We start from the raw sequence: 18,500 nt of genomic DNA, 5'->3' as shown, positions 1-18,500 counted from the left end.
GCTGAGTAGCGAGGGGCCGAGGTGATCGACGAAAAAGGCGGCACCAGGCCGGCCGATCCGCCGACCCCTCAGCCCGCGAAGCCGGTGTCGGACCAGACCACGATCCTGATCCCGGCCCAGCACGCCGCAGGCGGCGGCGCGCCTCTGCTCGGCAGCCTCAGGCTGACGAAGCTCAGCAACCTCAAGCCTGGCAACCTCAAACTCCCGGCCAACCTCTCACCCGCACTTCTGAAGCGGGTCGCGCTCGGCATGGCAGTTGTCGTGGTCGCCGGTGCCGGGTACGCCGGCCTCCGCAACGTCGCCAACGCTCCCGCGGAGCCGGGCGGCGCGCACGGCCACAACGGCGTACCGAGCCAGAGTCAGTCACCGGATGACGCGGCCGAGGGTGTACGTCGCGCCGTCGAGGGCGAGGCGGTGCTGCAGCGGATGGCCGACGCCGTCAAGACAGACAGCCGCGGGACGTTCATGAGCGCGATCGACCCGCAGGCGAAGGCGTTCGACGACCAGGCCCGGACGGTCTTCAACAATCTCGGAAAGTTGCCGCTGGCCACCTTCCAGTTGCGCTACGTCAGTGACGACCCGGCCGCGCTCGAACCGGACCGCAAGAGCGCCCTCGGCGGCACCGAATCCTGGCTCGCGCAGGTCGAGGTGTCCTGGCAGCTCACCGGGTACGACGCGAAGCCTGCTCGCGAGACGATGCCGGTCACTTTCGTCACCAGAGCCGGTACGACGTACGCCGCGTCGTTCAGCGAACGGTTCGTCGCCGGTCAGCGGCGGCCGATCTGGGCGCTCGGCGCGATCGACGTCGCCAAGGGCACGCACAGTCTGGTGATCAGCCTCAACTCGCAGGCGAACGCGGACGACTACGCCACCGTGGCTGACAAGGCGGTCGAGTCGGTCAGCAGGGTGTGGGGCAAGAACTGGCGGCAGAAGACCGTCATCTACCTGCCGGCCAAGCAAGCCGAGATGGAGTCGGTGCTCGGCGCGCAGCCGGGCACCTACACGCAGATCGCCGCGGTGACGATGGCCGAGCTCGACACGCCGCAGGCGGGCGCGCCGGTGCGGATCGTCGCCAACCCGAAGCTGTTCGAGGAACTGGGCAAGCAGGGTCGCAGGATCGTCCTGACGCACGAGACCACCCACGTCGCCTCGACGGCGACCGCCTCGCCGGTGCCGCTGTGGCTGGCCGAGGGGTTCGCCGACTACGTGGCCTTCACCGCCGTGTCCGTCCAGGACGAGTCGGCGGCGAAGGAGTTGTTCAAGGCGATCCGGGCCGGCAAGGTGCCGAAGGGGCTGCCGCCGCCGGAGGCGTTCTCCGCCTCGTCGACGGACCTGGCCCAGTCGTACGAGGCGGCCTGGCTGGCCTGCCGGCTGATCGGCGAGCGCGAGGGGCAGGCGAAACTGGTGAAGTTCTACCGGGCCGTGCACACCTCGAAGAGCCCGACCGGCCTGACCGACGCGTTCCGTTCGGTGCTCGGTACGACGGAACAGCAGTTCGTCGCCGACTGGCAGAAGTACCTGCAGAGGCTCGCCGGTGTCTGAGCCGGCGCCCGGACCGGTGCGAAACGCCGTACCCCGGGTAGTCGCGGTGGTGCTGGCCGCCGCCCTGATCGCCGTGATCGTCACGACCACGCCCTGGCACCTGATCGACCTGCCGAAACCGGACGCGACGCTCGACTTCACCACGGCCGAGATCGACCGGCAGAACCAGTTCCGGCACGAGCTCTTGCCCTGGTCGACCGCTTCCTGGGTACTCTCGCTCCTCGTCCCGCTCGTCATCGGCTTCAGCCCGCTCGGCCGCCGCCTGTACGACGCGATCAAGCTCCGCTGGTACTACGCGGTGCCGGTTCTCGTGGCCGGGTTGGGACTACTGGCCGGCCTGGTGACCGTACCGACCGACGTGATGGCCGAGCGAGTCGCCCGGAAGTACGGGCTGTCGACCCAGGACTGGGGACTGTGGATCCGCGACCGCGCGGTCAACTGGTTGCTGATGGCAATCGTGCTGATCGCGATCGCGCTCGGCCTGGTCGCGCTGGCACGGCGCTGGCGGAACTGGTGGTGGGCGTCGGCCGCGATCGCCGGCGCGGTCCTGGTGCTCGGTATCTCCTTCGCCTATCCCGTCCTGGTGGAGCCGCGCTTCAACGACTTCACCTCGCTGGCACCCGGCGCGCAGCGCGACGAACTCCTCCAGTTGGCCAAGCAGGACGGCGTACCGGTCAAGGATGTCCTGGTGGCGGATGCCTCCAAGCGGACCACGTCCCTCAACGCCTACGTCTCCGGCTTCGGATCGACCCGAAGGCTGGTCGTGTACGACACGCTGCTCAAGGACGCCCCGCCGGCGCAAGTGCGGCTCGTCGTCGCGCACGAGTTGGGCCACGCGGCCGAGGGCGACGTACTCCACGGCACCTTCATCGGCGCACTGGGAGCAGCCTTCGCGGTGGTCCTGCTGCGATTGTTGCTCGGAGCACGCATGTCCGATCCACGGCACACGGCGTTGCTGTTGGCAATGATCACCGCTGGTACTGCGCTGTCCGCACCCGTTGAAAACCTCGTGAGCCGCAAGATCGAGGCCCGCGCCGACTTCCACTCGCTCCGCCTGACGAACGATCCGGTGGACTTCGTCGCCATGGAGCATCAGTTGTCGGTCACGAACATCTCCGCCCTCAACCCGAGCCGCTGGCGTTACTGGATGTTCGCGAACCACCCGACTCCACCTGAGCGGATCGCGATGGGCCGGGCCTGGGCGAGCGAGCACGGATCGGTGGTCCCGCCGCTGGTCCGGCGATGACCGTTCTCGTCGTCACCAACGATTTCCCCCCGCGCCAGGGCGGGATCGAGACCTTCGTCCGCTCGCTGTGCGACCAACTGGACGACTTGGTCGTCTTCACCGCGAGGATGCCCGGCGACACGCAGTACGACGCAGGGCTGGCGTTTCCGGTCGAGCGGGACCGTACGTCGATGTTGTTGCCGACGGCACGCATCACCCGGCACGCCGTGGACGTGATGCATCGCTATCAGGCGGATCGCGTGCTCTTCGGCGCCGCCGCGCCGCTGGGATTGATGGGGCCCGCCCTCCGCAAAGCCGGAGCGCGGCGGATCGTCGCCATGACGCACGGACACGAGACCTGGTGGGCCGGCGTACCGGGGACCCGGCAGGCGTTGCGGCGGATCGGGGATGCGGCCGACACGGTGACCACGGTCTCGAACTGGTGCGAGGAACAGATCACGAAAGCCCTGTCCGATAAGGCGAAAGTCCGCAGACTGACGCCAGGGGTCGATACCTCCAGGTTCTACCCGGGGTGTGGTGGCGAGCAGGTGCGCAAGGGCCTTGGCCTGGAAGGCGTTCCGGTCGTGGCATGCGTGTCGAGGCTGGTAGCTCGCAAGGGCCAGGACACGCTGATCCGCGCGTGGCCAAGGGTTCTGGCCGAAGTACCGACAGCTGTCCTGCTCCTCGTCGGCGGTGGGCCCGCACGAGAACCGCTGACCGCACTCGCGAAGACGATGGGAGTGGAACACGCGGTGCGCTTCACCGGCGCGGTGCCGTGGGCCGACATCCCGCCGTACGTCGATGCGGCGGACGTCTTCGCGATGCCTTGCCGGACGAGGCGGTTCGGGTTGGAACCCGAGGCGCTCGGGATCGTCTCGCTGGAGGCCGCCGCGACCGGGAAGCCGGTCCTGGTCGGCGATTCCGGCGGCGCCTCCGACACCGTCCGGCACGGGGAGACTGGGTATCTGGTGGATCCGTACAACCCGGTCGCGGTCGCCGTACGGCTCGTTCAGCTGCTGACCGATCCGGCCAGGGCCCAGGCGATGGGCAAGGCCGGTCGTGAGTGGGTCGCGGCTGAGTGGACCTGGCAACGATCGGGGCAGACGCTGCGGCAGTTGCTCGAGGTGTGACGCCAACCTCGTGGACAAACCCCGCGCGAGTGTGTGTACTCTGGGTCCCATGCATCAGATGTCGCGCCTCGCAGCAGCCGTACGAGCTTCGTGCTCTCCGGCTGCCGCTGCCTGACATCTTCTTCGAACCCACCGGCGACCGGAAACGGTCCGCCGGTTTTGTTTTGCCCAGAACCAGGCTCACCTTTCCGGTCCACACCCGCAAAGGAATCCAGAAATGAGCCTCCAGAAGACCTTCATCGACTTCTTCACCGACCGCGGCCACGTGCCCACCACGGGCTCGTCGCTCATCACGCGCCCCGGTGACCCGGTGCTGTTCACGACCTCCGGGATGCATCCGCTGACGCCTTATCTCGAAGGCGAACCACATCCGATGGGCCGCCGGCTGACCGGGGTGCAGCGATGCCTGCGGACCACCGATCTCGACGAGGTCGGCGACCGCACCCACCTGACCGTGTTCGAGATGCTCGGGTCCTGGTCGCTCGGCGACTACGGCAGCGAGCAGACGCTGCGGTGGGGCTACGAGCTGCTCACCGAGGGGTACGGCATCGACCCCGGCCGGCTGTACGTGACCGTGTTCGGCGGTGACAACCAGGTGGAGCTCGACCAGGAATCGCTGCGCACCTGGCAGTCGCTCGGCGTGCCGATCGAGCTGACCACCGACGACAACTGGTGGTCGAACGGCCCGACCGGTCCGTGCGGTCCCGATTCGGAGATCTTCCTCTGGACGGGCAACGGTACGCCGACCGGTACGCCGTCCACCGACGACCGCTGGGTGGAGGTGTGGAACCACGTGATGATGCGCTACCGCCGGTTCGACGACGGCTCGCTGGAGCCGCTCCAGCAGCGCAACATCGACACCGGACTCGGGCTGGAGCGGCTGACGATGCTGCTCGAGGGCAAGGACTCGGTGTACGAGACCTCGTTGTTCGAACCGTGGATGCGGATCGTCCCCGGCCTGTGGAAGCTGGACCTGGAGTCGCAGCGGATCGTCATCGACCACCTCCGGTCGAGCATGGTGATCGTCGGCGATGGCGTGCACCCCTCCAACACGGGCCGCGGCTACGTGCTGCGCCGGCTGATCCGCCGGGTGCTGACGCTGCTCTGGCGAGTCGACGACGGCTACACCGTCTCGGACCTGCCGATGGAGCTGTACAAGCACACTCTCGAGCATTTCCACCAGGGCGAACTGCCGACGCTGGTCCGCCGGATCCTGATCGACGAGGAGATCAGGTTCGCGAACCTGCTGGAGCGCGGGCGCCGGATCATCAGCCACGAACGGTTCCAGAAGACGCTCGACCAGAGCGACTTCGACTACCTGCACGAGACGCACGGCCTGCCGCGCGAGCTCGTCCAGTCGCTACTTCCGTAGCAGCGCCGGTTCGTCGCCGTGTGGATCCGCCAACTGCCGGGACTCCGGGTGGTCGAAGCTCATCACGGGCCTCGAGGTCGTGTCGTACTGCGACCAGCCCGGATCCCCGGTGGTGGCGAAGGCCACCCAGGCCGCGTGCATCCGATCGGCCAGCTCTTGGGGCGGATCGTCACCCTGCAAGGGCGACGGCTCGTTCGCCAACGTGTCGAACACGAACGGGATCTCCAGCGCGTGGCATGAGCCGAGCCCGGGCAGCGGCGACTTCCAGTTGAACTCGTACACGTACGCCGTGGCGCTGGTCGCCTCGGCGAGCCGGATCGTCGGCAACACGAAGTGGGCGTCGCTGGTGATCGCGGTGTAGATCTCGCCAGGAGACTGGCCCGGCCGGTTGGCGGCGTACGGTCCGGCAACGGCCGGATCGATGCCCGCCCGGCTGAGCAGCACGGGCAGCGCCTCGGCGGTGATACTGGCGGCGATCCCGCTGGGCACCGTGAAGAACCGGAACTCCTCCGTCGTCGTCCCGATCAGCAGATCGATGCCCGCCGCCGCGCCACCGGCGATGGCGTCGAGGGGGAGTTCGTGGATCAGCTCACCGTCCACCACCGGGAAGAACGGCATGATCCCGCCACCTGCCTTGACCACGCTCGCACCGAAACGGGATGGATCCGGGTTCAGCCGGAGGTCGACCGACACGGCCTGCTGGGCCTTGATGAGGTCAGGAATCGGTACGGCGCCAAGCGCCTCGGGCGTCGCCTCGATGCCGAGTCGCTTCGCCACTTCGGCCGTCATCAAGCTCGCATCGCTCGCCAAGGCCACCGCCTCGGCCGATCCACTCTGCACGATCGCCTGCTGGTACAGACCCTCCGACGCCGCCAGCGACAGCAAGGTCGCGACGCTCATCCCACCCGCGGACTGACCGAAGATGGTGACTCGGCCGGGATCGCCGCCGAACGCCGCGATGTTCTCCTGGACCCAGGCCAGCGCAGCCAACTGGTCGAGCAGCCCGCGATTATTGGGCGCACCCGCCACGACGCCGAAGCCGGCGACCCCGAGCCGGTAGTTGACGCTGACCAGTACGACGCCGTCGCGGGCGAAGGCCGTTCCGTCGTACGCCGGGGTCGCGTTCGAGCCGTTGCGGAAAGCGCCGCCGGGGAACCAGACCAGCACCGGCAGGCCCGAGCCGCCAGGCGTCCAGACATTGACGTTGAGGAACTCCGCGCCAGGGATGATCGGGTTGTTCAGCAGTTTGTCGAACGGCGGTTCGTACCCCGGCTGGGGCGCGGTCGGCCCGAGCGAGGTCGTCGCCCGGACGCCGTCCCACGGAGTCACCGGTTTCGGTGCGGCGTACAGGTCGGCACCTTGTGGACCGGCGGCGTACGGGATGCCCAAGTAGGCGGTCACACCGTCCTTCGTCGACCCGCGAACCTTGCCACCCGCTACCGCCGCAATCGGATCCATCCGCCCATCGTGCCACCCGCTCCGCCGCGCAGTAGCTCAGAGCGTGGCGCGATCGAGGTCAGGTTCTGATGGCTCGAGATCGGGCGTGCCGGGCAGTTCGCCAGGCGTCACCTTGCCGACGGATGACTGTGCCACGAAGGCACCCAGCAGGACGATGACGCCACCGATGATCTGGTTCGTCTTGAGCGTCTCGCCGAGCAGGATCCAGGCGAACAGGCTGGCCGCGACGACCTCGACGTACGCGACCGCTCCACCGATCGCCGCGGACAAGCGCTGTACTGCGGCGGCGCCGGCGAGGTACGCGACGACGGTGCTGACCACGATGAGCCACGCGGCGAAGATCCAGCCCGGCGCGGAGCGCTCACCGATCGCGATGGTGTCGGTCAGCGAATGCCACGGAACGGCCCACGGCGCCGAGATCGCCGTCAGCAGGACGGCGCCGACGACGCTGCCGGCGGCGGTCATCACCAGCGGATCCGCGACGCCGGTGAGCTTGTCGATCAAGATGAAGTACGTCGCCTGGCAGGCGGCGGCCGCGAGCCCGGCCAGCAGGCCGAGCAGGTCGAGCTGGAGTCCGGACCAGACCTCGACCACCGTGGCGAGGCCGACCAGCGCGATGGCCACCCCGAGCGCGGCAGCCCGCGGTACGGCGACCTTCCGGCCGAACTTGAGCCAGCCGACCACGAGCACCGGGCCGGTGAACTCCAGCAGGATCGCCACCCCGACCGGCAGCCGGCTGGCGGCGATGAAGAAGAGCGTCTGGCAGCCGGCGATACCGGTCAGGCCGTAGAGCACCAGCTGCGGCCAGGACTTCCGGGCGGCGCGGACCCCGGCCCGGCCGCGAAGGACGAGGACCAGCGGAACCAGGAGGACGGCACTGCCCAGAATGCGCAGCCAAGCGGCCTGTTCGGGGGAGAAGCCGGCCCCGATGAGCGCCTTCGCGAACGGCCCGGAACCTCCGAAGGTCAGCGCCGAGAACAGGGCGAATCCAAGCCCGATCGACTTGGTCCGGGCGGCATCCGGCGGTGCGTGCATCTCAGCTCCTCACTCGGCGTCCAGGGTCGTCCTGTACATGGGCATAACACTTTCACACTCATTACACGGCGTCGAGAGCTATTTCAGCTGCTGAGCGGTTGCCGTGGATACTACGGATCCGTATAGTACGAAAACGTGATATCCGAATCGGAAGAACCTGCGCGGCTGCTGCTGGAGTTGCAGCGGGCGACCCATGCGACGCTCCAGGAGCTGACCGCGAAACTGGTGGACCTCGACCTGTCGCCGTCCGAGATCAACGCGCTGGGCAACCTGTCGGACGGCCGTCCCCGGACCGTGTCGGAGCTGGGCGCGGCCATCGGGATCAGGCCGACCACGCTGACCGGCGTACTGGATCGGCTCGAGCGGCGAGGCTGTCTGACCCGGGGTGTGCGGGCCGGGGATCGCAGGGCGGTGCTGATCGAGCTGACTGAGGACGGACGGGAGACAGCGGACCTGATAGCGGCCGCCATCGCCGAGATCGAACACCAGGCCCTGGCCGATCTCCCGGCAGAGGTGGTCGGCAACTTTCGCCGGGTGCTCAGGGCACTGGCAGGAGGCGGTAGTGGTGAGTGACTTCGAGCAGTTGATGACCGAGACCCTGCGGACAGCCGACCGGTTCGGGCATCGCGAGCATGTGCGGCTGACCTGGCTGGCGGTTCGCCGGCACGGGGTGGCGACTGCGATCGGCCTTGTCAGTCAGGGAATCCAGCAGACCGCGCGGTACGCCGGTGCGCCGCAGAAGTATCACGCGACGGTGAGCAGGGCGTGGGTGGAACTCGTCGGACACCATGCGACGGAGGAGCCCGTCGAAGACTTCGACGCTTTTGCCGACCGCAATCCGGCGCTCCTCGACAAGCGTCTGCTGCTGCGTTTCTACCGGTCGGCGACCTTGGCGGCTCCCGCGGCAAGGACCGGCTGGGTCGAGCCGGACCTCGCGCCGTTCCCCTGGCAGGAGCCGGGCTAGAGAACGTTGACCGCGCGGGCGGCGACGATGGCGATGGTCAGCAGAGAGACGCCGGACTGGAATCCCATCAGCGTCTTGGCGCGGGCGGTGAGCGGCATGGTGTCGGTCGGGCTGAAGGCGGTGGCCGCAGTGAAGGCCACGAACAGGTAGTCGGTGAAACCTGGCAGCCAGCCCTGCCAGCCGGGGAGGTCGAGCGTCATCTGTGGGAACAGCAGGTCCGCGCGCTCCTCCTCGTGCTCGTGCTCGGGCATCCGCGCGAACGGCCCACCTCGATCGATCTCCCAGTACCAGACCGCGAAGGCGACCACGTTGGTCACCCAGATCAACAGCGCGGCCTTCACCAGCACCAGACCGTCCGTGCTGTCATCGCCGAGATAGACGATCATCTCGAGCAGGTAGACCGCGTTGATCCCCACCAGCACGGCCAGCAGGATCAGCTCGACCTTGCGTAGCCATGGCTCGTCCACGTGCAGGCGGAGCGGGTTCGTCCATACCAGCGGCACCAGCAGCCCGGCCCCGAAGGCGGGCAGCAACCAGCGCGGCAGGTCCATGAGCTGCGGCGGTACCGCGAGCTGTAGCCCGAGCACCACGATCACCGCCAGGGAAGCGGGCCACCGACGGGTGTGTCGCATACTTGGCGCGGGTGCCTTCGGAACCTTGCTCACCGCAGCATTCTGACCCGCCTTGCCTTGTCCCGGTGGGATGTCAGCCCACCGAGGCGTCGACGACAGCCTGCCCGACGTCCGTACGCCGGTAGTGCACCTGATGGCCCGTACGCCGTCTACTCACCAGCCCCGCCCCGTGCAGCGCGCCAAGGTGCTCTGCCACGGTCCCCAGAGCCAACCCGTACTGCGCTGCCAAGGCGCTCGTGGTCGCGGGTGGATCCAGCGCGACCAGCAGCGTCGCCCGGGTGCGGCCGAGCAGCGTCGCCAGTGGATCAGGGGGAGCCGGTGCGTCGGACCACAGCCGGGCAGCGCCGCGAGCCGGATACACCACCGTCGGCTGGTAGCCGGTTGCGGTCACCAGGACCAGATACGGCCAGGCGAACACTCCCGGCACGAGCAGGAGCCCCTGGCCCTCGAGTTCGCGGTCCTGCTCACGGAACTGAGAGGTGATCAGTCGATCGTCGGCCCAGGTCAGCGCGGGATGCAGATCGTCGAACAGCTTCGCCAACCCGCCCGACGTGAGCTGGGTGCCTCGGTAGGCCAGGTCGTCCTCGAGGACCCGGCTGATCAGCGACCAGTCCGGCTGGATCAAGGCATGCCAGGCGGCCTCGATCTCGGCCGCGAACCCTTCGCGCGCCGCGGCCGGATCGGTGAGCATCTTGTTGATCGCCGGCGCGCCCGGATTGTTCCGGGTGTCGCGGGACTGGATCAGCTCGGCCCGTACCTGATGCAGCGGGGTACTCCGAACGCGCGCTATCTCCGTCTCGAACCGGGCTCGGGAAGCCTTCGGTGGGGGAGTGAGGAAATCGGGTGTGTAGCCGGTCCTCGGTTGGACAGCTCGCAGCATGCCCAGCTCCAGGCCGGCCGTCGCGTCGGCCTTGGCCGCGACCCAGGGCGAGTACAGCGGCCGGTGTCGCTGGCCGTTGAGCACCCGCACGGCCGAGATCGTCTCCCACAACGGCGAGATCCCGAACCGGCACCGCAGCGCGTCCGCCTGGCCGAACTTGAGGATCGTCACGACTGGAGACTTTCGGGCATACCCGAAAGACTACGCGGGCCGGGAACGGCCGGAGCACGCTCTCTGCCGTGTCCACCTCGATCTCCGCCCGCCCCGCGGGCTACACCTCCGTACTCCGGGTGCCCGGCCTGCGGCCGATCTTCATCGCGCACGGTGTCTCGATGGCCGGGTCGGTCGCGGCCGAGGTCGCGCTCGCGATCATGATCTTCGAACGGACCCGGTCGCCGTTGCTCTCCGCCTTGGTCCTGGTCTGTTCGTTCCTGCCGTACGCGCTCGGCGGAGCCGTGCTCTCCTCGCTCGCGGACAGGTTCCCGGCCAGGCCCGTCCTGGTCTGCTGCGACCTGATCTGCGCGGCCGCGATCGCCGCGATGCTGATTCCCGGCATGCCGGTGGCCGGCCTGCTCGCACTGCTGTTGGTGACCGGCGTCGTTGCTCCCGTCTTCGCCGGTGCCCGGGCCGCGAGCCTGGCCCACCTGCTGGACGCCGACCTGTTCCCGGTCGGTCGATCGTTGCTCAGGGCAATCGGTCAGCTGACGATCCTGACCGGCTTGGCGATCGGGTCGGTCACCGTTGCGGCGGTCGGGCCCAGTTGGCTGCTGTCTCTCGACGCGGCCTCCTTCGCGGCCTCGGCTGTGCTCATCGGGATCGGCACGCCCTCGACGCCCAGGAGCGGCACGGCGACCCGTAGTACGGTGCGGGAATCCCTTGCTGGGTTGGGATATGTCTTCGGCAAGCCCCGGCTCCGGCGACTGGTTGTGTTGTCCTGGGTCGTTCCGGCGTTCTCCTCGATGCCGGACGGGCTGGCGGTCGCCTACACCGGTCAGCTCGGCGTCGCCGCGTCGCTGGCCGGTGCGCTTCTCACTGGGTATGCGGTCGGTTCGATCCTTGGCGAGCTGGTTGCTTCGCGGCTGTCGCCGGGAGTGCGGAGGCGGCTCGTGGTGCCGTTGATTCTGCTGACACAGGTGCCGGCGATCGCCTTTGCCGCCGAGCCTTCGATCGCGGTCGCCGCGGTGTTGCTGGCGATCTCGGGATCCGGCTATGCGTTCAACCAAGGGATCGATCCGTTGATCCTGGCCGCCGTCGAGCCGGCGTACCGGGGGAGGCTGTTCACCGTCCAGACCAGCGGGTTGATGGCGATTCAGGGAGTCGGGATCGCGCTTGCTGGGGTGCTCGGCACGCTGATGCGCCCCAATCTGGCGATCTGCGTCGGCGGCGTGGTCGGGACCGTGACAACCATGGTGCTGGCCCGGAGAGCGCTCTCGACCGGCTGAACGGCGTACCGGGGTGAGCGGCCCGCCGGCGAAGCTGCCCGCCGGCGAAGCGGCCCGCCGGGCGAGCGGCGTACGGGGCGGAGCGGCCCGCCGGGCGAGCGGCGTACGGGCGGAGCGGCGTACCGGCGGGCGCGCTACCAGGGGATGGAGTCGTCAGGGTTGGGGCCGCGGGAGACGCCGGTGGGGCCGTCGGGCGGGAGCGTGGCCAGGTAGACGGGAGCGACGGCTCCGTCGGCGACCGTGCGGCTGCCGCGGGGGATCGGCGCGTTCGCGTTGATGTCGGTGGGGACCAGACCCGGCGTGGCGGCGTTCACCTTGATGCCGTCGGCCCGGAGCGCGGCGGCGTACATGACAGTGAGCGCGTTGAGCGCGGCCTTGGACGAGCTGTAGGCCATCAGTTGATGCCTGGACTGCGGGCTCTCGAAGTCGCTCAACCTCGCGAGTGACCCGAGGCTGCTGGACATGTTGACGATCCGGGCATTCGGCGACTTCCGCAGCAGCGGGATGCACGCCGACGTCACCGTCGCCACGCCGAAGACATTGACCTCGTACGTCGTCCGCAGCTGCTCGGCCGTCAGATCGACCAGCTCGACGTCCCACTCGACGGCGATGCCCGCGTTGTTGACCAGGACGTCGAGCCGGCCCGCGTCCGCCTCGATCGCCTTCACGGCGGCAGCGACCGAGTCGGCGTCGGTCACGTCCAGTTGGACGAACCGGACATCGCCCGCGTCAGCCAGTTCCGCCGCGGCGGTCCGACCGCGTTCGTTGTCGCGGGCCCCCAAATAGACGGTCAGCCCCAGAGTCGCGAGTTGCCGGGCGATCTCCCGGCCGATTCCTTTGTTGGCACCGGTGACCAGTGCGACCTCGTTCGTGTTCATGGTGACCAGTTCAGTCGCCACCGGCCGGAAAGAAAAAGACCGATCGGGTGGCCCGGCATACCCTGGAGGTATGGCGGAACCCGAGATCCGTGAGCTGCGCTACTTCCGGGCGGTCGCGGAGGATCTGAACATCACGCGCGCGTCCGAGCGGCTCGGCATCGCCCAGCCGCCGCTGTCGCGGGCGATGCGCGCCCTGGAGAGCCGCCTCGGCGTTGCTTTGTTCGACCGCTCCGACCCGCGCCGGATCCGCCTGACCGAAGCAGGCGAGACCTTGCTCAAGGAGTCGGCCCTGGTCCTGGACTCCCTCGACGCCGCCGTACGCCGTACGCGGCGCGCCGGGTCGCAGACCGCGACCCTGGTCGTCACCGCGAAGCCGGGCGCCGCCACCGACCTGCTGAACTTCGTCGCCCGGGAGTTCCGGGACGACCCGGGTGCGGCGGAGATCCGGTTCGAGGTCAGCGGTTTCGGTGATCAGGTCGACCGGGTGATGGACGGCCGCGCCGACCTGGCGATCATCGGCTCGCCGCACCTCGACAACGCGCTCGCTCAGGAGGTCCTGACGGTCGAGAGCCGGATGGCGGCACTCCCGGTCGGCCACGAACTTGCCGACCGCGAGGTGCTCAGCGTGGCCGATCTCCGCGGCCAGGTCTTCAGTCACCGCCCGGGCCAGACGGTTGCCGGTAGCAACTACTGGACCGGCCAGCCGGACGGCCAGCCGACCGGCACTCCGATCGGTCCGGCCGTGCAGGACAGCTCGCAGATGCTGGAAGTGATCGCACTCGGCCAGGCGATCGCGTTGCTGCCGGTGTCGTTCACCCAGCGAAACGTCCGCCCCGACGTCGTCTACCGCCCGGTCACCGACGCCGAGCCCTACACCACGGTGATCGCCTGGAAACCGGGCAACCCGTCCCCTTGGGTGGCGCGCTACGTCGAGACGGCCAAGCGCTGGAGCGGACAATCGGGCTGAGCGCTGGACCGCAGTACCAAAGGATCAGCGACGGAGTTTTCGCCGAGCATGCCCGCTGCATCCGGGACCGGAGAGCGCGTTCTCCAACGCGTGCGGCCGGCTAGCTGTTGCGGGCCTGGGTGAAGGGGAGGCGGTCGAAGATGATTCGGAGGTGGGTGATGCGGCCGTTCTCGACGGTGTGGAGTTCGGCGCCTGGGGCGTGCGGGACCGGGATGGTCACGGTGTCGTACATCAGCAGCGCGGTGGTCTCGTCGCCGAAGGCGGACAGCAGCGTCGAACTGGTCACGGTCTTGGAGAACGGCTCCATGAAGTCGCGGAAGGCCGCGGCACCTTCGATCCGGCCGGCCGGCGCTTCGCAGACGATGTCGTCGGCGAGGTACCGCATGGCCAGGTCGAAGTCGTGGCCGGTCCACGCGTGGTGGTAGGCGAGTACGGTGTCGAGCGCCGTCATGGTGGTCTCCGTCATCGGGGTGATCCCTTCGTTGAATGAGCTGATGACTGGATAGACACCAGCTTGGTCCCCGATGGAACGGTCGGCGGTGGATCGGTCGGCTCGGGGCCGGATGAGGCGGGGATCTCGGCCCGCCGAGTTCGTAGTACGGGGCGAGCCGGCGACCTGGCACCATGGGCGGGTGTCGACGTTGGCAGAGGCGCAGGCGGGAGACGAAAACGCTTTCCGTGAGCTGACCGCGCCCTACTTCCGCGAATTGCACCTGCACTGCTATCGCATGCTCGGCTCGGTCACGGACGCCGACGACGTGATGCAGGAGGTCCTGCTCGCCGCCTGGCGCGGGCTCGCCGGGTTCGCGGGGAGGTCTTCGGTTCGCACCTGGCTGTACCGGATCGCGACCAACCGCTGCCTGAACGCGATCCGCGACAGCAAACGCCGGCCGCCCGCCGAACCGGTCCCGCCGTTCGACCCACCCGTACCGTCGCGACGCGGCGACGTCACCTGGCTGCAGCCGTATCCCGACGAGTGGCTGCACGAACTCACCGTCGGTGGTCCCGAGACCCACGCCGTACGCCGGGAGAACGTTGAGCTCGCCTTCATCGCCGCGCTGCAACGGATGCCACCGAAGCAGGCCGCCGCTCTGCTCCTGGTCGACGTACTCGGTTTCAGCGCGCCCGACGTCGCCGAGCTGATGGACACCAGCCCGACCGCGATCAAGGGAGCCCTCCAGCGAGCCCGGGCTTCGCTGCCTACCGACAGCCGCGGTCCTGTCCCCGATGGGTCGACAGAACGCCAACTGGCCAAGCGATTCGCCGAGGCTTTCGTCGCCGACGACATCACCACCATCACCAGCATGCTCACCGACGACGCCTGGCTGGCGATGCCGCCGGCTCCTCACGAGTACTACGGCCCGTCGGCGATCGCCGCCTTCTTGCGGGCGAGTAATGAGGGCCGCACCTCGGTCGTCCACCTCGAGGAGTCGGGCGCCAACCTTCAGCCTGCGTTCCGCTGCTACTTCACCAACCCAGGCCACGGGACAGGGGAGCATCAGGACCGCCGCTACGCCGGTCACATCGTTCTGGACATCCGCGGCAACCACATCGTCCGAATCACTCGCTTCCTGGGCGTCGATCCCGTCCCGCGGCGAGCTCGGCGGGACGGGATCGACTGAGGAAAACGTTTTCGGTTGTTACCGCGCCTGGCGCGCTGCCTGGATCTCCAGGTAGTGGGGGTTGTGCATGATGCCGAGGACGTTGCCGAAGGGGTCGACCACGGCGGCGGTGGCGAAGTCGCTGTCGCCGTGCGCGGTGATCGGCGCGTACTCCTTGGCGCCCATCGACAGCAGCTTCTCGAAGGTGCCGGCCAGGTCGTCCACGTGCCAGTGCATGACCGCGCCGCCGGCGGCGTTGGACGCTCCGGGCGGGGCGTACCTGCGATCGATGAACCCGATCTCGTCCCCGTCGTCACCGACCCGGAACTCCACGTACGCCGGGGCCGCGGGCGCCACCGGGAACGCGTAGTACGCCTCCTGCCCGAACAGTTCGGAGTACCAGTCCCGGGCGGCGGCGAGGTCGTCGGCGTAGAAGCTGATGGTGGCAAATCCTCGGAACATCGGGTTCTCCCTGGTGTCGTTCTCGATTGCGATGTCCCCATCCTCGCGCCCAATAGTGCTCACCCAATGAGCACTTTCCACGGAAACTTCGGAAACCCGCGCGGAAACTTTCCGTGGGTGTCGATCCCGGCCTGCTTCGTTCGACGCGGTGATGAGGCCAGGGTTGAATCGGACTCTGGCAACCACGTCAAGGAGACAGACATGCGAGTCATGGTGCTGGTGAAGATGACGCCGGCGGACGAACAGACGTACCCCACGGACCCGCGCGCGGTCGACGACCTTGCGGAGATGGGCCGGTTCAACGAGTTGCTCACCAAGGCGGGCGTGATGCTGTCCGGCGAGGGCCTCGCGCCCACCAGCGAAGGCAAGCTGGTCAGCTTCACCGAGGAGGGCCAGAGTGTTGTCGACGGCCCCTTCACCGAGGCGAAGGAACTGGTCGGCGGCTACTGGATCTGGCAGGTCGAGTCGATGGACGAGGCCGTCGAGTGGCTGAAGAAGGCCCCCTTCCGCGACGGCTCCGTCGAGCTGCGTCGCGTCTACGAGGAAGCCGAGTTCGCCGACGGCTACCCCCAGCCCAAGGCCTAGTACCGCGTACGACGCTGAACCGGTCGGCGGACTGTCGGTCCGCCGGCCGGCATCGACGATCGGTGAGCAGTGAGCGGATGATGTCGGCGTGCCCGGCTGCCCAGGGCGCGCAGTACGCCTAGCTACCGGGCCGTTGGAGGAGGTAGTCCTCGGCGCGCATGGAGGCGGCCGGTTTGATGTCTTCGGGGAGGAGTTCGCGCAGGTCGCGTTCGGTCAGGGTGTCCGGGTCGCGCAGCGCCAGCCGGGTCGACTGGTTGGAGATCGCCTCTTCGAGCACGTTCCGGATGAACCGGCCGTTGCCGAAGTTGTGGCCACGCGGCGCGGGCGGGATGATCCGGCGAACCACCTTCATCACCTCGTCGGTGAAGATCATGCCCTTCTGCCGCGCCTGGAGTTCGAAGATGGCGACGAGTTGGTCGGTGTCGTACTCGCTGAACGCCAGCAGCTTCGGGAAGCGAGACGCCAGGCCGGTGTTCGACTCCATCAACCGCTGGATCTCGCGGTGGTACCCGGCCATGATCACGACGACCTCGTCGCGGTAGTCCTCCATCATCTTCAGCAAGGTGGCAACGGCCTCGTGCCCGAAGTCACCCGGGATGTTCTCCGGCACCAGCGTGTACGCCTCGTCGACGAACAGCACCCCGCCGAGCGCCTCGCGGAACTTCGCCGCGGTCATCGGCGCAGTGGCACCGACGGCGGAACCGACCAGGTCGGACCGGTCGACCTCGACCACGTGCCCCTTCTCGAGCACGCCCAGTTCCTTGTAGATCCGCCCGAGCAACCGCGCGATCGTCGTCTTCGCCGTACCGGGCTTCCCGACGAACACCATGTGCCGCGCCCGCTCCTGCGTCGGCAGCCCGAACTCCTTGCGCCGCTGGTTGGTCTTGATCTCGGCCACCATCCGGCGTACCGACTCCTTGACCGTCTCCAGCCCGACCAACGCCTCCAGTTCGGCCAGCGCACCGATGTCGTTGCCCGCGGCAGCCAACTCGTTGCCCTCCGACCGCGGCCCGGTCGCCACAGCAGCGGTGCTCTCGGATGCCTGCTCCGGTACGTCGTCCGCCGCCGGCTCGCCGACGCCGACGGCCGACTGACGTACGTCGTCGACCTCCGCTCCGTCTACCGCGCCAACCTCCGGCTCGGGTACGCCGCCAGTCGCGCTGCCCTCGTTTACTTCGTGCACATCGGCACCGTCGGCCTTCGGCTTCGGGGCGGCGGTCGGCGAGTCGGTCCCGTCCGTAGTGGGGGAGGCCCAGGCAAGCGTGATGGGCGTCGCAGCGGCCGGCTGATTCGTAGTACCGGCAGACGATGCGGAACCGACAGCGCGTTCGCCGTCGAGGATCCGGAAGAACGCGCTCAGGTCGGGCATCTCAGGCTCCGGCCACGGACCGCTCTCCAGTACGCCGGCCAGGTGCACCGACACGCGCGTAGCCGCAGCCGCCCACGACCGCGCCGGCATCCGCTGCCCCTGCGCCACCGCGCGCTCCAGCCACTGCGCATTCCGCGCCAACCAAACCTGCGGATCGAAGCGGTCCCGGAGCTCAGCGAGCGCATGCTCGACATCCCACCCGGCCATGCCGAGAATTTGCCCCACGGCCGGCGGCTGATTCTTGAGTCCGGTCGCGCGGATCAACCGAGCCAACAACTGCGGAAACTCAGCAGCGTCATCATCTACGACAACTGCCGACAACTCCGCGTGCGCCGCCCGCAGCGCCTCGAGCGAATACTGCAACGCCGCCGCGGGCCCAGCCAACTCCGGCAACACAGCCCGCTCGGCATCACTCAGTACGGCGGTCTGCCAGAACTGCACGATCGTCTCGTAGTCCGCCTGCAGATGCATCCGGGTCGCTTCACGATCACCCAGCACCCGATCGAACGCACTCGTCAGCACCCGGGCCCGAGCGGCCAACGGCGGCGCGTCGACGAACAGACTCACAACGTCCCGCGACAACTGCAATGCTTGCCGACGGCCCTCTTCGTTGAACCCGCGCGCCCCTCCGACCGCCAGCAACGGCCAATCACCAGCCGCCACCCGTACGACGTACCCGTCGCCCCCGAGCCGCACCGGCGCCCGATGAAAGTCGCGAGTCAGTACAGCAGCGATATCGGCGTACTCACCCCGCAGTACCGGGATCCACCCGCCCAGCAGTGGCGCCACCTGATGCAGAAACCACACCGCCGCAGGAGTCCCCGCGACAAACTCCGGAAACACCCCCGGCCGCAACGCCCCAGCATCGTCAGCCCACCCTCGCAGCTGCCCCCGAACCCCAGCCACCCACTCATCCGGCACTTCCCACGGCTGCCCCGCCCCCAGCACGTCAAGCACC

At 68.5% G+C, this 18,500-nt stretch carries 18 protein-coding genes; 10 read left to right on the top strand and 8 right to left on the bottom strand.

Going from position 1 to position 18,500, the window contains the following annotated elements; translation table 11 throughout:
• Positions 1-21 precede the first annotated feature (21 nt).
• The 4 genes from EV138_RS02765 to EV138_RS02750 all read left to right on the top strand — a co-directional run bounded on the left by EV138_RS02765 (position 22) and on the right by EV138_RS02750 (position 5,269).
• Positions 22-1,542: a gluzincin family metallopeptidase gene (locus EV138_RS02765; protein ID WP_202866601.1), complete on the top strand. Its 1,521-nt coding sequence runs from the start codon at positions 22-24 to the stop codon at positions 1,540-1,542.
• On the top strand, positions 1,535-2,788 hold the full coding sequence (locus EV138_RS02760) for a M48 family metallopeptidase (RefSeq protein WP_238157922.1): 1,254 nt from the start codon (positions 1,535-1,537) through the stop codon (positions 2,786-2,788). The genes EV138_RS02765 and EV138_RS02760 overlap by 8 nt, the downstream gene beginning before the upstream one ends.
• Positions 2,785-3,897 (top strand): glycosyltransferase family 4 protein, encoded by a 1,113-nt coding sequence (locus EV138_RS02755; RefSeq protein WP_133976882.1) that lies wholly within the window; start codon positions 2,785-2,787, stop codon positions 3,895-3,897. Before EV138_RS02760 ends, EV138_RS02755 begins: the two co-directional genes overlap by 4 nt.
• Positions 3,898-4,114: 217 nt before the next feature.
• Positions 4,115-5,269 (top strand): alanine--tRNA ligase-related protein, encoded by a 1,155-nt coding sequence (locus EV138_RS02750; protein ID WP_133976881.1) that lies wholly within the window; start codon positions 4,115-4,117, stop codon positions 5,267-5,269.
• Here the strand turns inward: EV138_RS02750 and EV138_RS02745 are convergent.
• Both EV138_RS02745 and EV138_RS02740 read right to left on the bottom strand, forming a co-directional pair.
• Positions 5,258-6,727 (bottom strand): carboxylesterase/lipase family protein, encoded by a 1,470-nt coding sequence (locus EV138_RS02745; RefSeq protein WP_133976880.1) that lies wholly within the window; start codon positions 6,725-6,727, stop codon positions 5,258-5,260. The genes EV138_RS02750 and EV138_RS02745 overlap by 12 nt on opposite strands.
• A 36-nt stretch (positions 6,728-6,763) precedes the next feature.
• Positions 6,764-7,762, bottom strand: a complete 999-nt coding sequence (locus EV138_RS02740; RefSeq protein ID WP_133976879.1) for an EamA family transporter — start codon at positions 7,760-7,762, stop codon at positions 6,764-6,766.
• Positions 7,763-7,897: 135 nt separating this feature from the next.
• Here EV138_RS02740 and EV138_RS02735 point away from each other — a divergent pair, with 135 nt between their 5' ends.
• Entirely contained in the window at positions 7,898-8,335 is a 438-nt protein-coding gene (locus EV138_RS02735) for a MarR family winged helix-turn-helix transcriptional regulator (RefSeq protein WP_202866600.1), read from the top strand.
• Positions 8,328-8,726 (top strand): hypothetical protein, encoded by a 399-nt coding sequence (locus tag EV138_RS02730; RefSeq protein WP_202866599.1) that lies wholly within the window; start codon positions 8,328-8,330, stop codon positions 8,724-8,726. The genes EV138_RS02735 and EV138_RS02730 overlap by 8 nt, the downstream gene beginning before the upstream one ends.
• Here EV138_RS02730 and EV138_RS02725 read toward each other — a convergent pair.
• Both EV138_RS02725 and EV138_RS02720 read right to left on the bottom strand, forming a co-directional pair.
• Complete coding sequence (locus EV138_RS02725) at positions 8,723-9,391, bottom strand: hypothetical protein (RefSeq protein WP_202866598.1); 669 nt, start codon at positions 9,389-9,391, stop codon at positions 8,723-8,725. The two genes, EV138_RS02730 and EV138_RS02725, sit on opposite strands and share 4 nt — an antisense overlap.
• 40 nt (positions 9,392-9,431) lie before the next feature.
• On the bottom strand, positions 9,432-10,409 hold the full coding sequence (locus tag EV138_RS02720; RefSeq protein ID WP_133976878.1) for an ArsR/SmtB family transcription factor: 978 nt from the start codon (positions 10,407-10,409) through the stop codon (positions 9,432-9,434).
• A 68-nt stretch (positions 10,410-10,477) separates the two neighbouring features.
• On the opposite strand from EV138_RS02720, the gene EV138_RS02715 reads away from it, so the two are divergent.
• Complete coding sequence (locus EV138_RS02715) at positions 10,478-11,680, top strand: MFS transporter (protein ID WP_238157920.1); 1,203 nt, start codon at positions 10,478-10,480, stop codon at positions 11,678-11,680.
• Positions 11,681-11,814: 134 nt separating this feature from the next.
• On the opposite strand, the gene EV138_RS02710 is transcribed toward EV138_RS02715, so the two are convergent.
• Positions 11,815-12,558 carry an SDR family oxidoreductase gene (locus tag EV138_RS02710; RefSeq protein WP_133976877.1) on the bottom strand — a complete coding sequence of 248 codons (744 nt, stop codon included), beginning with the start codon at positions 12,556-12,558 and terminating at the stop codon, positions 11,815-11,817.
• Between the two features lie 70 nt (positions 12,559-12,628).
• Between EV138_RS02710 and EV138_RS02705 the strand changes: the two genes are divergently transcribed.
• Positions 12,629-13,525, top strand: coding sequence for a LysR family transcriptional regulator (locus EV138_RS02705; RefSeq protein WP_133976876.1), 897 nt, complete (start codon positions 12,629-12,631; stop codon positions 13,523-13,525).
• Between the two features lie 100 nt (positions 13,526-13,625).
• Here EV138_RS02705 and EV138_RS02700 read toward each other — a convergent pair whose 3' ends face one another.
• On the bottom strand, positions 13,626-13,991 hold the full coding sequence (locus EV138_RS02700; protein ID WP_166678470.1) for a nuclear transport factor 2 family protein: 366 nt from the start codon (positions 13,989-13,991) through the stop codon (positions 13,626-13,628).
• Between the two features lie 166 nt (positions 13,992-14,157).
• Between EV138_RS02700 and EV138_RS02695 the strand changes: the two genes are divergently transcribed.
• Positions 14,158-15,147 (top strand): RNA polymerase subunit sigma-70, encoded by a 990-nt coding sequence (locus EV138_RS02695; protein ID WP_238157918.1) that lies wholly within the window; start codon positions 14,158-14,160, stop codon positions 15,145-15,147.
• Positions 15,148-15,165: 18 nt separating this feature from the next.
• On the opposite strand, the gene EV138_RS02690 is transcribed toward EV138_RS02695, so the two are convergent.
• On the bottom strand, positions 15,166-15,588 hold the full coding sequence (locus EV138_RS02690; RefSeq protein WP_133976874.1) for a VOC family protein: 423 nt from the start codon (positions 15,586-15,588) through the stop codon (positions 15,166-15,168).
• Between the two features lie 201 nt (positions 15,589-15,789).
• Between EV138_RS02690 and EV138_RS02685 the strand changes: the two genes are divergently transcribed.
• Positions 15,790-16,173, top strand: coding sequence for a YciI family protein (locus EV138_RS02685; RefSeq protein WP_133976873.1), 384 nt, complete (start codon positions 15,790-15,792; stop codon positions 16,171-16,173).
• A 118-nt stretch (positions 16,174-16,291) separates the two neighbouring features.
• On the opposite strand, the gene EV138_RS02680 is transcribed toward EV138_RS02685, so the two are convergent.
• A complete protein-coding gene (locus tag EV138_RS02680) occupies positions 16,292-18,349 on the bottom strand; it encodes an AAA family ATPase (RefSeq protein WP_238157917.1) in 2,058 nt (685 codons plus the stop codon).
• Positions 18,350-18,500 lie beyond the last annotated feature (151 nt).

Source organism: Kribbella voronezhensis, from assembly GCF_004365175.1.
Lineage (GTDB): Bacteria > Actinomycetota > Actinomycetes > Propionibacteriales > Kribbellaceae > Kribbella > Kribbella voronezhensis.
Note: the sequence above shows the minus strand (reverse complement) of the source record. Positions and strands in the feature narration are given on the sequence as shown.